Source organism: Paraburkholderia caledonica (assembly GCF_000383275.1).
Classification (GTDB): Bacteria; Pseudomonadota; Gammaproteobacteria; order Burkholderiales; family Burkholderiaceae; genus Paraburkholderia; species Paraburkholderia caledonica.
The window spans coordinates 105,844-121,101 of the sequence record NZ_KB911048.1 but is presented as its reverse complement, the minus strand read 5'-3'; the positions used below and the strand labels follow the sequence as shown (position 1 = coordinate 121,101).

Genomic DNA, 15,258 nt, shown 5'->3' with positions numbered 1-15,258 from the left:
CCGGCATCCACTGGCTGGCTGCATATTCCGCCCAGTACGGCGCGGCATATCCCGCTTGCTGCGCCACCGGGCTTGGCGCCCGCTTCTCCCGCTCATACCCAAGGATCCGCCCATGACAGGCTTCGATCGCCAGACGATCTCCGACACCACCGCCAAGATGCTGCTTGAAGTACAGGCAGTGCACTTCAACGCGGAGAAACCGTACATTTTCACGTCCGGCTGGGCGAGCCCGGTTTATATCGATTGCCGCAAGCTGATTTCCTACCCACGCGTTCGTCGCGGCCTGATGGAAATGGCGGAAAGCACCATTCTGCGCGACGTGGGTTACGAGCAGATCGACGCGGTGGCGGGCGGTGAAACCGCCGGCATTCCGTTCGCGGCATGGCTGTCCGACCGCCTGATGGTGCCGATGCAATACGTGCGCAAGAAGCCGAAGGGCTTTGGCCGCAATGCGCAGATCGAAGGTTTGTTGACCGAAGGTCAGCGTGTACTGCTCGTCGAAGATCTAACCACCGACAGCCGCAGCAAGATCAACTTCATCAACGCGCTGCGCACTGCGGGCGCGACGGTGAATCACTGCTTCGTGCTGTTCCACTACAACATCTTCAAAGAAAGCGTCTCCGTGCTGAAAGACATCGACGTCGATCTGCACGCGCTCGCTACGTGGTGGGACGTGCTGCGCGTCGCCAAGGAAAACAAGTACTTCGACTCGAAGACGCTCGACGAAGTCGAAAAATTCCTGCACGCACCGGCTGAGTGGTCGGCAGCGCACGGCGGCGCAACGTCAACGCCCCAGTAAGCGTCACTGCGCAATACCGCTCGAATAAAAAGGCCGCCTGTTTTTCACAGGCGGCCTTTATCTTTTTGCGGCAAAAAATAGCTGCGAATGGTTAAGGCGGGTCGCCCCCATTTCCCGCCGAATGCGACGACAAATTCAGCAAGCCATTGCTTTGCGCGTATTGGAACAACTCCGAATCGCGGTCAATGCCGAGCTTGCGCATCGCCGTGTTCTTCTGTGTACTGATCGTCTTAATGCTGCGATTCAGTTGCTCGGAGATTTCCTTGATGGTCATTCCCGACACGAAGAGCCGCACGACTTCAAGCTCGCGTCTCGATAGCATCACCTCGTCGCTCTTGCCGCCGGCATTCATGCGCAACGCGTCAAGCGACGCCTTCACCGACGGGCTCATGTATTCGAGGTTGCGGCTCACGTGCTGCACCGCGAGTCCGATGTGGCTCAGATCGTCCGACTTGTTCACAACCGACGTCACGCCCAGCTCTCGCAAGCGTTGCAGCAGCGCGGCGTTCTCCAGCATCGTCAGTACGACGATGGGAACCTTTGCAAAGTTGCGGCGCAGGTAGCCGATCAACGGCAAGCCGTCGCCGAACTGGCCGCCCGGCATTGCAAGGTCGGTCACGAGCACGTCGCACTCAACCGTTTGCAGGATCTTGATCAGTTCCGTCGACTGCCGCGCACGCGCGACCACCTGCATCCCGGGAAACTTGAGCAAGGCCTGTTCTGCGCCGAATAGGATTACTGGATGATCGTCGGCGATGACGACCTTGACTGCCTCTTGCATTGCCCGTACCTCGACAGGAAAACCCCTCTCCAAAACTTCAGACATGCTTCTTGTTCTTAATGTTTACGCTACCTAATAGGAACACGGGCCAGTGCACGCGAAAATTCTTCCGACTATAGCCGATTTTTAGGCCCGCAATCCGGTTAGGCACAACAATGATGCATCGTAGAGCTAATGTTAGACTTGATTCGACCTTCGGGCACAAAATAGGGACAATAATCAGCGCGAGTCAGTCAGCTCGCGCCCTCGCAGCAACCTTGTGCTGCATAGGATCCGAGTAAGCGCTTTGCGTAAAGTCGAGCAGGTGCGAAGCGCCAGGCTCACCGACAGCAACAGCCCCTCTGGTCGACACAGGAGAACCGGCACATGCACTTGCGTTGCCTGGTTGTTTCGTACGCTTCACCGATTCGCCGCACGCCGTTTTTTGTCTGCGCCACACTGAGCCTCGCGCTCTGGCTTGTGCAGGGGCCACGCGCTTTCGCCCAAGGCGCATTCTCGCTGACCAGCGCCAGCTTCCGGGCCGGGGGCACAGTCAATACTCCGCAAGTTTTCGATCAGGGCGACTGCAAGGGCGGTAACCGCTCGCCGCAATTGACGTGGCATGACGCGCCGGCCGGAACGCGCGGTTTTGCCATCACCATGTTCGATCCCGATGCCCCGGGCCGCGGCTGGTGGCATTGGGCCGTCGCAGGCATCCCGGCGACTGTCGCGAGCCTGCCGGAGAACGCGAGCGCTTCGGGCTTTCTCAGGAAGCTCGGCGCGGTGGAATCCCGCAACGACTTCGACACGGACGGCTATGGCGGCCCCTGCCCGCCGCCCGGTAAACCGCACCGCTACGTGATTACGGTGTATGCATTGAACACTGCGGACCTGCGCCTCGCGCAAGGCCGACCCGCACTGATGTTCGATCACGAGGTCGGCACCGCGGCGCTCGGCAGCGCGAGGATGGTGGTGAATTACGGTCGATAGTGCGGCGCACGTCGAAGTGCCCTGTCGGCTGGTAGGCCGATTGGCGTATGGCTTGCATGCGCATCCGACGTACCGTGCGCGCTCTGTGATCCGCGCGGGTTTATATGCTTTCAGGCTGCACACGTTAGGGCCACCAGCACTGCATCGGGCCGCCAACGCATCGGCATCGTGCGTCGTTCAATTACCTCTTCTTTGCGGGAGCGTCTTATGTCGAAGATCGTCATCGTTTATCACAGCGGCTACGGCCACACGAAGAAAGTCGCCGAGTCCGTGCTCGCCGGCACCCAGGAGGCGGGCGCAGACGCGAAGCTCCTGCCTGTCGGCGACATCGGCGAAGCTGCGTGGGCCGAACTCGCCGCCGCCGACGCGATCATCTTTGGCGCGCCGACGTACATGGGCGGACCGTCCGCCGACTTCAAAAAGTTCGCCGACGCGAGCTCAAAACCGTGGTTTGGTCAAACCTGGAAGGACAAGATCGCGGCCGGCTTCACCAACTCGGCGACGATGAACGGCGACAAGTTCCTGACCATCCAGTACTTCGTCACGCTCGCGATGCAGCACGGCATGATCTGGGTGGGTACCGGTCTGATGCCGTCCAATACCAAGGCCGCGACGCGCAACGACCTGAATTACGTCGGCGGTTCGACCGGCGTGCTTACGCAATCTCCGGCGGATGCATCGCCGGAAGAGGCGCCGCCTGCAGGCGATCTGGAAACGGCGCGCCTGTTCGGCGCACGCGTCGCCCAAGTGACAGCCCGCTGGATATCCGCCGCAGGCTAATACTTCGCGTTGGCCGGTTCGTCGCGCGGTGCCTGCTTGCTACGCCGCGCCTGCGTCATGCCGCTGTCACCTTGAGCGAGCATCGTCGTTTTTCTGCCGTTTTCGCGCCCATTTCCAGCGCTTTCGCACGCGGGCGGCGATGAGGTTTTAAAATGGCGTTTTCGCGCGGCCTAGCGCGCCGTTTTCAAAGAAGCCAGTGAGATCGAGATGAGCACGAAAGTTTTTGTCGACGGACAGGAAGGCACGACCGGCCTGAAGATTTTTGAATACCTGTCGCAGCGCGCCGACGTGGAGATTCTGCGCATCGACGAAGCGAAGCGCAAAGATATCGAGGAGCGCCGTCGTCTCATCAACGCGTCGGACGTGACGTTCTTGTGCCTGCCCGATGTTGCATCCCGCGAATCGGCCTCACTCGTTGAGAACGAGCGCACGGTTCTGATCGATGCCAGCACCGCGTTCCGCACGTCAGCAGACTGGGCTTACGGACTGCCGGAACTTGCCCGTTCGCAGCGCGAGCGCCTGCGCACAGCCAAGCGCATCGCCGTTCCCGGCTGTCACGCATCGGCTTTTGTGCTGGCCATGCGCCCGCTCGTGGACGCGGGCGTGGTCGCGCCTGACTTCGACGCGCACGCTTATTCGATCACCGGCTATAGCGGCGGCGGCAAAAAAATGATCGCCGACTACGAAGCCGGCGGTAATGCGAAGCTCAAGAGCCCGCGTCCTTACGCGCTGGGTCTCACGCACAAGCATTTGCCGGAAATGGCGGCGCACACCGGGCTGACGTCGGCGCCGATCTTTACGCCGATCGTCGGCGACTTTTACAAGGGTCTCGCTGTCACCACCTACTTCTCGCCGCGCCAGTTGGCGAGGAAGACCACGCCGCAACAGGTGCAGGCACATCTCGCCGAGTACTACGCCGGTGAAGCGTTCGTGCGCGTCGCGCCGTTCGACGCCGAAGCGAATCTCGACAGCGGTTTCTTCGACGTTCAGGCGAACAACGACACGAACCGCGTCGATCTGTTCGTGTTTGGCACGGCGGAGCGCTTCGTGACCGTGGCTCGCCTCGACAACCTGGGCAAGGGCGCTTCGGGCGCGGCGATTCAATGCATGAATCTGGCAATCGGCGCGGCTGAGGAAAGCGGTTTGAAACGCTAACAAGGTTAAATAGCGGCATCGATTTGCCGTTTGTCAGCTTTGCGAAAGCCGGTCTCAAGAGACCGGCTTTTTTTGTTTTAAAAACCCCTCCGCTGAAACATTTATTTACAGTTATTCGAAACTGGCTCCCGTTATTTGAACCCACCGAATCGCGAGTTGAATTTTTCGAGTAACTCTTCCCCGCCCGTCATTCGATCAGCATAGTTTTCCGCATAGGGAAACTCCGGGTTTTTTGTCGAACGATCGTTCGCAGATCATAGAGCCATTTTGCTCTCAGGCTTACCTGGTAAGGGTGTGCCGCCGAGCAACAAAGCGTTCTTTCGCGTCCAACTCACGTTTTTGTTTAAAAGCGCCGCTTGCGCCCACTCACTGCGTGCATAGCCAAAATGCCGTTGTTTGAATCGGCTTTTTTAGACGGCTCATTCAATTGACAGGCGTTAATCGCGCAGCGAAATTAGCTCGCACAAATACATGAAGGGAGACAACAGTATGGCGGACGCCATTATTCGAGGCCTGGCAATGGCTATTGCCACGACGCCTTTACTAATAGCTTGCGGCGGCGGCAAAGCCGATAATCCCGGCCCGATCAACTCGCCGCAATGCTCGGGTTCCAGTTGCGGCGTGCAGGGCCCGCCTGCTTCGAACAGCACTGCGGCTGCGCTCTGTCCCGCCACCGCCGACATCGTCAAAAGCACGTTCCTCGGCGGGGCCGGCAGCGGCGAAGTGGTGCAGATCAATATCGACGCCACTGCGATGACCTACACGCTCAAGTGGCTCGAGTCGCCGATTCCGCTGCGCACCGGCACGGTCACACCCACGCGAGCCGGCACCCAGATCACCGGCGCGGTGATTCACCCGCCCACCGGCACGCTGCCGACCGCTGAACAAACGCGCTGCGCGTTCATTCTCGGCGCGGGCACCGGCACCGCGGCCGGCGACGGCCAGCCCTACACCACGCCCGGCTTCGCTAACAACCCGAATCCGCCGATGATCTTCGTCGGCCAGGGCGTGGCGGGCGGCGGCATCCCGGGCGCGACGGTCCAGTTCGACGGATTGTCGATTCCGCTCATCGGCTCGGGGATCGGCGCGGTGCCGAACCGGCATTTCGACTTTTACCCGTTCCTCGGCTTCGCGAGCACGACCACCGACATCACGAAACTGCCGGGCACGTACAACGGCCTGCTGTATCACCTGGCACCGTCGGGCAATTATTCGACGGTCGCGACCAACACCGTCGAAACGTTCGACGCAAGCGGCACCTGCACGAGCAGCAACACGGCCAATCCGAATTACTCACCCAACGCCGGCGGCTGCCTGACCACCGGCAACCCGTTGACGCTCAACAGCAACGGCTACTTCGACAGCCAGCAGGCGCCGCAGATCGTGCAGCAGTTTCAACTCCCGCTAGTCGGCGCGACCGGCAAGTCGGGGACCGCGCACATGATTCTCGGCCAGGTGAACGGCGCGACCGTGCCGCTAGTCGTGCGCACCGGCTTCATCAACCTGGGGACGGCGCCGCTTCATCTCGACGCCAAGGTCGACGACGAGTCCGGTATCGCGATGCTCGCCGCGGCGACGCCGCTCGCATCCGGCGGCTTCGACGGCGGCTACGTCGGCGCCGATTCGAACTTCAAGTACACGGCGACGCTGATCCAGGGCGCGGTCGGCACGTTCATCAACCCGAGCACTTCGGCGGGCGAAAGCGGCTTCGGCCTCGGCTACGGATTGCCGAGCCCCGGACTCGTCGGCGTGCAGGACGCCAAAGGCAAGACCGGCTTCGCGATCGCCTCGGGCGGTTTATACGCGATCGAGATCCAGGGCGCGGAGAACGACGGCATCGCATCGACGTCGGCGAATGCGGACACGCCGAGCACGCCGTACTTCGGCATAGGAGCGCAAATCAGCAAGTAGCGGGGAAGCAAACCCAGTTGGCAGGACGAGACATAAAAGAGCAAGCGGTGGCTGGACTGGGAGCCGGCCACCTACAACGAAAAAATTCTGGAGGCGATATGAAATGGAGATTCCTGTCGGTGCTCGCACTTGCGGCACCGTTACTGGCGGCATGCGGCGGTGGTGGCGGCGGCGACGGACCAATGACGGAAGTTCGACTGTGCCCCGCGTCGCTCGACTACAGCACGGTGTACACAGGCGGCGGCGGTGACGGCGAACTGGTCAAACTGCAACTCGACACCGCAAAGATGACATGGCAGGTGACCTACGTCGAATCTCCGATTCCCGCGACCACCGGCACCGTCGTCCCAACGCGTGCGGGTCAGGTCGCTAGCGGCACACTGACCCAGGAAACGCTGCTGCCGACCAACAAGCTGAACCAGTGCGCGTTCCGCCTGAACGGTGCGAGCCTCGATCCGAACCGGCCGGCACGGATCTTCGTCGGCGAGGGCGTTGCGGGCGGCACGATTCCCGGTGCAGAAATTTCGTTCGGTGGCATTCTCGGCGTCGGCGCCGTGCCGGACACCAAGTTCCCTTACTACCCGTTCATCGGGTTTTCGTCGATCGAAACCGACATCACGAAGGTGGCCGGCACGTACAACCAGCTTGGCTACCACCAGGTGCCGTCGCAGAATTTTGCGCCCGTCGCCGTGGATACGAAAATCACGATCAACGCCGACGGTACATGGACCGAGTGCGACAACTCCGGCGTCAACGCGGGCAAATGCCGGCAGCCTGGCAGTAACTTCGCGCCGGCGGCCGACGGCAGCGGCGCATTCCAGACCAATAACTTTCAGGGACAGGCGAAGCCCACGCTCGCCACCACGCCGAAAGCTCGCGGCTACATGATCGTCGGCAGGCTGCGCAACCAGTTGGTGCCGATTCTCGTGCGTACCGGCGCGGCGAACTCGTCGGTCACGGTGCCGCAAAACGGCGCGCTTGGACCGTACGCGGACGACGAATCAGGCATCTCGATTCTCTCGCCGCAGAGTCCGATAGCGGTCAACTCGCAGAACGGCGAGTACATCGGCGTAGATAGCCAGTTCGACTATCGCACGACCGCACTGGCAGGCACTAAGGCGACGCTGCTCGATCCGTTCAACGCGTCGCAGGCCTCGCTTGCTACCGCGCTGAATCTCGACTTCACGCAAACAGTGCCGGGCGTAGTCACAACGACGCATGTCGGCGCATCCACGGGCAATACGGCGACCGGAAAGATGATTTTCACAGGCGGCGTATTCGGCTACCTGGATCTGACCAACGCGGCCTCGCCGTACTTCACGATCGGCGCCTTCGTTCAATAACGGGCACGCCCGCGCCGTCATTACGCAATGGCCTTTGCGCCGAGGTCGCCGCCCGCTCCTGCAGCGCGGCGGCCCGGTTAGCGACGATCATGCGCGCCGGCCTTGCGGCCTGCGCCATCGCTCGACGCGCGCCTCGCGCCTGACGAGCGCCCTAGAGGAGCAACAACATGAAAAAAATCTATCTCGCGATGCTGGTCACGTGCCTGTCCGCCAGTGCGCACGCACAACATGCGGGCGACAACGTCGCCGCGCTCGGCTGGTTTCACGTCATGCCGCAGGATTCGAGCACGCCGCTGACCACCCACGTCGCGCCCACGCCGATCAACACCCCGCTGCGGTTGCCAAGTTCGTTCACCTCAGAAGGCACGAGTCTGTCGACGAACAACGCCGACACCGTCGGCCTTGTGTTCAGCCATTACCTGACCGATCACATTGCCGTGACGACAGTGGCGGGCGTGCCCCCTGTGTTCAAGATCTACGGGCACGGCACGATCAAGCCGCCGGGACCGGCCGGCGCGCTCGGCCAGCAGGACATCGGCGATCCGCAGGTGAATCCGATCGTAAAGAGCGTGCGCCAGTGGAGCCCGGCCCTGCTCTTCCAGTACTACTTCAATGCACCGACGGCTAAATTCAGGCCGTTTGTGGGCGTCGGCGTGTCGTACAACTGGTTTTCGGACATTCAGCTGAGCCCGAACTTCGTGCAATCGACGCAGGAAAACCTTGGCGCCATCCTCGCCGCCGGCGCGGGCAAGCCGGGCAAAACACAGGTGTCGGCGAAGGCTTCGTCCTCGTGGGCGCCGGTTTTCAACGCGGGCCTCGCGTACAACATCACGGAACATTGGGGCCTGGTGGCCTCCGTGACCTACATTCCGCTGAAGACGACTTCGTCGGTCATTATCAAAGCCGCGGACGGCACGGAACTGGGCGTCTCGAAAGCCGAGCTCAAAGCTGACCCGATCATCTCGTTCCTCGCGGTCTCGTATAAGTTCTGAAAGAACCGACGCGCGACCGAGCCGGCCCACCGCGTGCGGAGAGCCGGCTTTTTTGCTTGTAGGGACAGAAGGAATTCGAGGCAAAAAAAAGCCCGCCTAAGTTGGCGGGCTGAATCCATATCAGAGGAGACATGGAGGAGACAAGACAAACTATAGCAAAAGGTTTGGTGCGACGCAACATCAAAATCAGGGTTGTCCCCTCTTGTTGCAGTTTCGCCACATGTGCTTAGGCAGGCCGGAACACGCCGCCGTCAGTGCCGCACTAACGCCATCATCGCGCCGAAGCCGACGAAAACGCCGCCCGTCAGGCGATTGAACATGCGCGCGACATTGCGGCTCTTCAGACGACTGCCGATGCGCGTGCCGAATCCGGCGTAGACGAAATACCAGCTCACCTCGAGAACGGCGAACGTCGCCACCAGAATGCCGAACTGCGGCAGCTTGGGCAGCGAGGCGTCGATGAATTGCGGCAGCAGCGCCGCGGCGAACAGAATCGCCTTCGGATTGCTGCCCGACACCAGAAAACCGTTGCGAAACAGCGCGAAAGGCGAGCGAACCGGTTTCGCGGCCCGGTCGTCGGCATTGGTCGCAGCCTCGGTGCCCGCGGTTTCGTCAGCGGGCGCGCGCCACGCCTTGATGCCTAAATACACCAGATACGCCGCGCCGATAAAACGCAGCGCATTGAAGAGAGCCGGCCACGCTTCCAGAAACACGCCGAGCCCCGCCGCCGACACCGCCAGCATCAGCACCAGCGCCGACAGACATCCGGCCATTGTGGCACCTGTACGGCGCAGGCCGTGCCGGGCGCCGTGCGTCATGACGAGCAACATGTTCGGGCCCGGAATGGCGCACACGACAAAGACAGTGGCGGCAAACAGCCACCAGGTATGCAAACTCATGACATCACCGCAAAAGGTTGGGCAACTAGTGAACGTGAAGCGGCACCGCCCGTGCGGGCCGCGTTGATCAACGGCCGGCGCGGCGGGCCGCCACCTGGCCCAGCACCGCGAAATCTTTCTCGCCGTCGCCATGCGCGACTGCCTCCAGCAGGCTGTCCCGAACGACGCTCGCGATTGGCAGCGGCGTCGTGACTGCGTCGGCTGCGGCAAGTGCAAGCCGCAAGTCTTTCAGCCCCAAGCGCGCCTTGAAGAGCGCCGGCTCGTAGCTCTGCTCCGCGATCATCTTGCCGTAGCCCGCGTAGACCGGGCCGGGGAAAATCCCGCTCGTGATCACGTCGAGGAAATCCTGGATCGCAAGGCCATGTCCCGACACCAACGCGGCCGCTTCGCCCAGCGTCTCGACCGCCGCGCCGAGCATGAAGTTGGCGGCAAGCTTGATGACGTTCGCCTGTTGCGGCAGCGAACCGATGCGCCAGGTTTTCTGCCCGATCGCGTCGAAAACGGGCTGCACGCGATCGATCGACTCCGCAGGCCCGCCGGCCACGATCGTCAGTTTGCCGGCGGTGGCCACGTCCGGCCTGCCGAGTACCGGTGCGGCGACGTAGTTGACACCGCGCGACGCATGCGCGGTCGCGAGTTCTTCGGCGAGCGCAACTGAGATCGTCGCCATGTTCACGTGAATCAGGCCGCGCGGCGCATGCTCCAGCAGCGATGCCGTTACGACCTCGCGCAACGCGGCGTCGTCGGCGAGCATTGAAAACACGGCGTCGCCGGCGAACGCTTCGGCGGGCGTCGCGACGAGTCGCGCGCCAGCGTCTACGAGAGGCTGCGCGCGTTCCGGCGAGCGGTTCCATACACGTACCTGATGCCCTGCTTTCAGGATGTTTGCAACCATCGCGGCGCCCATCTCGCCGAGACCGATAAAACCGATGTCCATCTGAGGCTCCGTCTTCTAAAGAACTGGAAGTAAAGCACACCCGTGGGACATATGCAGGAAAACGACGCAACCGCGGCCCGCAACCGGGCATGTCACTGCGGCACGCAACGGCGCACGGTGCGATACTTCTGCGATGGTCACCGCGACTTTCCGCTTCTATGAGGAGTTGAACGATTTTCTCGCCCGGCCGCTGCGCCGGCGAGCGTTCGCCTACGCATGCGCGCGCGACGCCACGACGAAACACGCAATCGAAGCGCTCGGCGTACCGCACACCGAAGTGGAACTAATCCTCGTGAACGGCGAGTCGGTGGGATTCAATCATCCTCTCGCCGAGGGTGATCGCGTCGCCGTCTATCCGAAGTTCGAAGCGCTCGACATCCGCCCGCTGCTGCGAGTGCGCGAACGGCCGCTGCGCGTAGTGCGCTTCATCGCCGACGCACATCTGGGCGGCCTGGCACCGCTGCTGCGCCTGGCGGGTTTCGATACGCTCTACGACAACCACTATCCCGACGCGGATATCGAAGCACTCGCCGCCGCCGAGAACCGCATCGTCCTCACCCGCGACCGCGAGCTATTGAAGCGCCGCTCGATTACGCATGGCTGCTACGTCCGCACGCTCCGTCCGCGCGAGCAGTTGCGCGAAGTGTTCGAACGGCTGGATCTGGCGGGCAGCGCGCAGCCGTTCCGTCTATGTCTGATGTGCAACGCACCGCTGCGGCGCATTCCACGCGACGAAGTCGGCGATCGCGCGCCCGACGGCGTGCTGCAGCGGCATAACCAGTTTGTCACTTGCGACGTGTGCCGCCGCGTATTCTGGGAAGGCACGCACTGGCAAAGAATGCGCGCACTGATGGACAGCGTAGCCGCAGCACCGGTCGACGCCGATGCCCATGCCGACGCCGACGCTCGCGATGCAGATGCGTCGGCCGCCTCGCCTTGAACGCAACGCCGTTCGCTCGCGCGACGCAACGCGCGGTGCGTACAATGCGGGATTACTTATCTGGCAGAGGCCTGACGTATGGCGATGAAAAAGACCGACCTTGAAAAGAACAAGGCACTCAAGCTGAACAATGCAATGAAGCAGTCCACCGCCGAACGCTTCGGCAAGGCTTCGGCTGCGGAGCCGAAACTGGATCGCCGGGAGCAGCGCAAACTGGATCAGGCGCAAGGTCTCGTCGCGTTCGCATGCAAGCTGAACGGCGACCTGGTTGCCGAGCTGAAAGAGCGCGCCGCGACGCATCCTGAAGGGATGACCGGACTACTGAATGAAGTGATCAAACGCGGCCTCGCGGGCTAAACACCGCTAACGCGAATGCGCGGCGCGGTATGCGAGCGCGCTGGGCGAAGATCGCTGCGAATCGCCGGGACTCGCGACAAACGCGACCGGAATACAAAAAGGCCAGAGCAGGAGCTCTGGCCTTTTTGCTTGCGACGCCTGCATCGAACCCGCATGACAGCCGCCCGTGCGGCGCGTGCAGCAGGCGAAGCGGCTCGCCTGACGAAGGGCGCCAGCTTAGTTCTGCGTGCCCTTGTCGTTCGTGCCGGCAGCCGACGCTGCTGCAGCAACCGGAGCGCGCTTGCCGTGCGTCTTCAGCTTCTTCACGTGATGCTTCTTCGGTGCGCTAGCTGCAGCGGCCGGAGCGGCTGCGTCCGATGCTTGTGCGAAAGCTTGAACCGAAACCAGCGCGATCGATGCTGCTGCGAGCGAGACGATAACTTTTTTCATGTGTTGTTCCCCAAACCTCAACGACTGAGTCAGTGTGAATGAAATAACTGCGCGGTGAAGCAGGGAGCGCTACAGGCGCCTTACCGCTTCCCGCGGGAGAGTATTACCTGGCGTAGGCGGTTTGTCATGCGCAAAACGGGATATGTATTTTCCGGGAGACAGCTGGCTTTCGAGCCGCTTTCGCTCACAAACAGCCGATATCAGGGATATCCCTTAGCTCTTCCTACACTAGGTTGCGCAGCAGGCTCGCGGTCTCGAGCAGCGTCGGCAGAACGCGGTGCAGCGCCGCGTTCGCCGACTCCTGACCGATCGGCATGCTCACGCTAATCGCCGCGACGACCGTGCCGTGCCGGTCGCGCAGCGGGACGGCAACGCCGCGGACACCGAGTTCCAGTTGCTGGTCTGTAACCACGTAACCGTTGCGCCGAATCTCGCCGAGCACTTCGCGCAGCCGTTCGATGGTGGAGTATGTGTGCGGCGTGAACACCTTGATCGGATACGACGCGAGCCATTGTTCGATGTTCTCCGGCGCCTGGAACGCCAACAACACCAACCCCGCGGACGATAACGGCGCCGGCGCGCGCGAGCCGAGAACGAAGCCGACCGCCATCGCCCGGTTCACACCGTTACGGGCGACGTAGACAACGTCGTGTTCGTCGAGAATCGCGACGAGCGCGGTTTCCTGGAGCGTCGCCGTAATCCGTTGAAGGAACGGCTGCACCGTGCGCGGCAAGCGCGCGGAGTCGAGATAGGACTGCCCTAGCCGCAACACGCGTGGCGCGAGCCAGAAGAGCTTGCCATCGGTGTCGACGTAGCCGAGTTCGCGCAGTGTCAGCAAATAGCGACGCGCCGCCGTGCGCGACAAACCGGCGCGTCCGGCTACCGCGGTCGGCGTCATGCGCGCGTGCTCTTCGTCGAATGCCTCGATGATCGCGAGCGCTTTCGCGGCACCGGCGATCCAGTCTTTGTCGTCCATCGGGTTGCCTGGGATTCGGGCTGCGAGCGAAAGCTCTGCTGGCGGCTCATTTCGGTCTAGCCGCTGGCACCTTTCGTCGCGTGATTGTGCCCGAAGCCGCCTCACTCTTGCGCGATTGGCGCGCGCGGGGCGTTGGATCAGTCGATGGTGAGTCTTGCGGTTGCATGAATCCGTGCTTCAACGAGCACCGGAGTGTGCGATGAACGCGGTGGGAAAAAGCGGCACGCTAGGTGCGCCGTCAAGCGGCGCGCGGATGCGCGTACAGGTGCCTTGCATCGCCGGTGGGCGGGAATACGCACCAGCAGCCGTCGTCGTGACGAAAGAAGAACAGCGCGCGCGAGCCTGATTCCGCCGATGTCTCCACGCGCACGTAGCGCCGGCCGCCATCGCGGGTACGACTGAATTCGGTGACGTGCACGGCCGCAGACGGAGCGGGCGCCAGCCATTTCTCGACGAGAAAACGCAACGACTGGTCGCTCGAGGCTCTCATGATCCGCTCCGGGCCGGCTTGCTCTCGCGAACCTCGCGGGTCGTATCGGCGCTTTCATTGCCTTCGTCGCGTTCGTGACTCTCTTCCAGCCCCGCATCGCGCTCGGCCGATGCGATCGCAATTTCCCGGTTGGTAGCCGCCGCCCGCAACGTGCTGCAATGGGCCGCATGCCTGATATCCGATAGAAGACGGACCAACTGTCGTGCTGTTCTGCGTTTCATCCGACACCCCCCGCACTGCACCAAGAACCTCAGAAACCACTTTAACTCTATGCCCGGATCGGGCATTTACCAACCTGTTTCGGCTAAATAGCAACGGTCGCGCTGCAGAAAGAGAGACGCAATCTTTGTTCCGCCTGCCTTACTCTGCGCGCGACGGTGCGTGCGATCTGTACGCTCGCGAGCCCTCGGTTGCACTAGAGGCCACGCCTTGCGCACCCCTGATGCGACCGGGCGCTCCACTACTTATCCACAGCGGCCTTTGCATAACGTAGGGATAGCGCATGGAACAGCCTGTGCGCGAAATCTTGATAAAACGGAGAAGGCGTCGCCGACGTGAAAAGTTATCCCGGCCTTGTAGATTTTCTACAGAGAAGAGCCCCACAGTTATCGCGACCGCATTACTTTGATCTAACGGAAGAAACCGCGGTTATCCACAGACAGGACTAACCCTTGTTAACTACTACTACATATGTATACGTCTTAAGTAAAAGACCTAGGAGAACTGCGGCTTGCGCGCTGGTTTTGCGGGCTGCAACCGCATTGAGCGGCGACAGCCCGACGACTTATCCAGCCTGACTTAGCGTACTAAGGCCGCTTCGCTCGCCGGTTGCACGGAAGCGGCTTTGCCGATCGGGTCGGCGATGTCGGGCGAAGGCGAAGGGGTAGGCGCCGCTGCCTCAACCGGCAGCGGCAGCAGATGTGTCTCGATACGGTCGCTGACGACAGGCTCAGTGCGCACCACGGTCTGCAGATAGTGGCCGACGAGACCAAAGAATCGGTCGTAGAACTTGCCCGAGGGAATCGTCTCGCTAGAGATCTTCACCATCGCGTCGCTGTTCGAGCGGATTGGCAGTGACAGCGAACCGAGCACACTCAATCCGACACTTGCCGACGTGTCGCTCTTTTTCAAAGCGAAGCCGTTCTGCACCGCGTTCACATAGACGATGCTGCTACTGCTCGCCTCTTCGCCCGGCGTGCACACCACGTGAAATTCGACGACCACGTGGGTGTCGCCGGTAGGCTGGAAGTTCTTCGTGCCGTCGACGGTATCGTTGCGGGTCATCGTGGTCAGATAGCCCTGGCTCAACAAGGCTCGACGCGCAGCTTCACATGTGTCCGTGACGCTCGAGTTGAAATTGCGCGCATAGGGGCTCGCGCCGGTTTCGAATAGCTCTTGCTGGAATTTGGGCGTCGGTGCGCTGCTGCAGGCGGCGAGGATCAGCAGGCCGCACAGCGAGGCCGCAGTGGTCTTTAGAAGCGAGGTGGACATGGTCAATCA

Annotated in this window: 16 protein-coding genes; 9 read left to right on the top strand and 7 right to left on the bottom strand. The window is 61.8% G+C overall.

Annotated elements, in window-relative coordinates; translation table 11 throughout:
* Positions 1–112: 112 nt before the first annotated feature.
* The gene (locus H281_RS0130040) at positions 113–799 is read left to right on the top strand and encodes an orotate phosphoribosyltransferase (protein WP_020070827.1); all 687 of its coding nucleotides are present in this window, start codon (positions 113–115) and stop codon (positions 797–799) included.
* A 91-nt stretch (positions 800–890) separates the two neighbouring features.
* On the opposite strand, the gene H281_RS0130035 is transcribed toward H281_RS0130040, so the two are convergent.
* Positions 891–1,580 carry a response regulator gene (locus H281_RS0130035; RefSeq protein WP_020070826.1) on the bottom strand — a complete coding sequence of 230 codons (690 nt, stop codon included), beginning with the start codon at positions 1,578–1,580 and terminating at the stop codon, positions 891–893.
* Between the two features lie 366 nt (positions 1,581–1,946).
* Between H281_RS0130035 and H281_RS0130030 the strand changes: the two genes are divergently transcribed.
* The 6 genes from H281_RS0130030 (at position 1,947) to H281_RS0130000 (ending at position 8,730) form a co-directional block, all read left to right on the top strand.
* Complete coding sequence (locus tag H281_RS0130030) at positions 1,947–2,549, top strand: YbhB/YbcL family Raf kinase inhibitor-like protein (protein WP_020070825.1); 603 nt, start codon at positions 1,947–1,949, stop codon at positions 2,547–2,549.
* 207 nt (positions 2,550–2,756) lie between these two features.
* Positions 2,757–3,329: a flavodoxin family protein gene (locus tag H281_RS0130025; RefSeq protein ID WP_020070824.1), complete on the top strand. Its 573-nt coding sequence runs from the start codon at positions 2,757–2,759 to the stop codon at positions 3,327–3,329.
* 207 nt (positions 3,330–3,536) lie between these two features.
* The gene (argC, locus tag H281_RS0130015; RefSeq protein ID WP_020070823.1) at positions 3,537–4,484 is read left to right on the top strand and encodes an N-acetyl-gamma-glutamyl-phosphate reductase; all 948 of its coding nucleotides are present in this window, start codon (positions 3,537–3,539) and stop codon (positions 4,482–4,484) included.
* Between the two features lie 489 nt (positions 4,485–4,973).
* A complete protein-coding gene (locus H281_RS0130010) occupies positions 4,974–6,395 on the top strand; it encodes a DUF2957 domain-containing protein (RefSeq protein ID WP_020070822.1) in 1,422 nt (473 codons plus the stop codon).
* A gap of 98 nt (positions 6,396–6,493) precedes the next feature.
* Positions 6,494–7,738 (top strand): DUF2957 domain-containing protein, encoded by a 1,245-nt coding sequence (locus H281_RS0130005; RefSeq protein ID WP_020070821.1) that lies wholly within the window; start codon positions 6,494–6,496, stop codon positions 7,736–7,738.
* Between the two features lie 167 nt (positions 7,739–7,905).
* Positions 7,906–8,730, top strand: coding sequence for an OmpW/AlkL family protein (locus H281_RS0130000; protein WP_020070820.1), 825 nt, complete (start codon positions 7,906–7,908; stop codon positions 8,728–8,730).
* Positions 8,731–8,981: 251 nt separating this feature from the next.
* Here H281_RS0130000 and H281_RS0129995 read toward each other — a convergent pair whose 3' ends face one another.
* Positions 8,982–9,629, bottom strand: a complete 648-nt coding sequence (locus H281_RS0129995; protein ID WP_020070819.1) for a LysE family translocator — start codon at positions 9,627–9,629, stop codon at positions 8,982–8,984.
* A 67-nt stretch (positions 9,630–9,696) separates the two neighbouring features.
* Entirely contained in the window at positions 9,697–10,566 is an 870-nt protein-coding gene (locus tag H281_RS0129990) for an NAD(P)-dependent oxidoreductase (RefSeq protein WP_020070818.1), read from the bottom strand.
* Between the two features lie 133 nt (positions 10,567–10,699).
* Between H281_RS0129990 and H281_RS0129985 the strand changes: the two genes are divergently transcribed.
* Positions 10,700–11,506, top strand: coding sequence for a Mut7-C RNAse domain-containing protein (locus H281_RS0129985; protein ID WP_020070817.1), 807 nt, complete (start codon positions 10,700–10,702; stop codon positions 11,504–11,506).
* Positions 11,507–11,584: 78 nt separating this feature from the next.
* Complete coding sequence (locus H281_RS0129980) at positions 11,585–11,863, top strand: hypothetical protein (RefSeq protein ID WP_020070816.1); 279 nt, start codon at positions 11,585–11,587, stop codon at positions 11,861–11,863.
* 216 nt (positions 11,864–12,079) lie between these two features.
* Here H281_RS0129980 and H281_RS0129970 read toward each other — a convergent pair whose 3' ends face one another.
* The 4 genes from H281_RS0129970 to H281_RS0129950 form a co-directional block, all read right to left on the bottom strand.
* Positions 12,080–12,292, bottom strand: coding sequence for a hypothetical protein (locus tag H281_RS0129970; protein WP_020070814.1), 213 nt, complete (start codon positions 12,290–12,292; stop codon positions 12,080–12,082).
* Positions 12,293–12,515: 223 nt separating this feature from the next.
* The gene (locus H281_RS0129965) at positions 12,516–13,268 is read right to left on the bottom strand and encodes an IclR family transcriptional regulator domain-containing protein (protein WP_020070813.1); all 753 of its coding nucleotides are present in this window, start codon (positions 13,266–13,268) and stop codon (positions 12,516–12,518) included.
* Positions 13,269–13,506: 238 nt separating this feature from the next.
* Positions 13,507–13,758, bottom strand: a complete 252-nt coding sequence (locus tag H281_RS0129960) for a hypothetical protein (protein ID WP_020070812.1) — start codon at positions 13,756–13,758, stop codon at positions 13,507–13,509.
* Between the two features lie 798 nt (positions 13,759–14,556).
* Complete coding sequence (locus H281_RS0129950) at positions 14,557–15,249, bottom strand: DUF2242 domain-containing protein (protein WP_020070810.1); 693 nt, start codon at positions 15,247–15,249, stop codon at positions 14,557–14,559.
* Positions 15,250–15,258 lie beyond the last annotated feature (9 nt).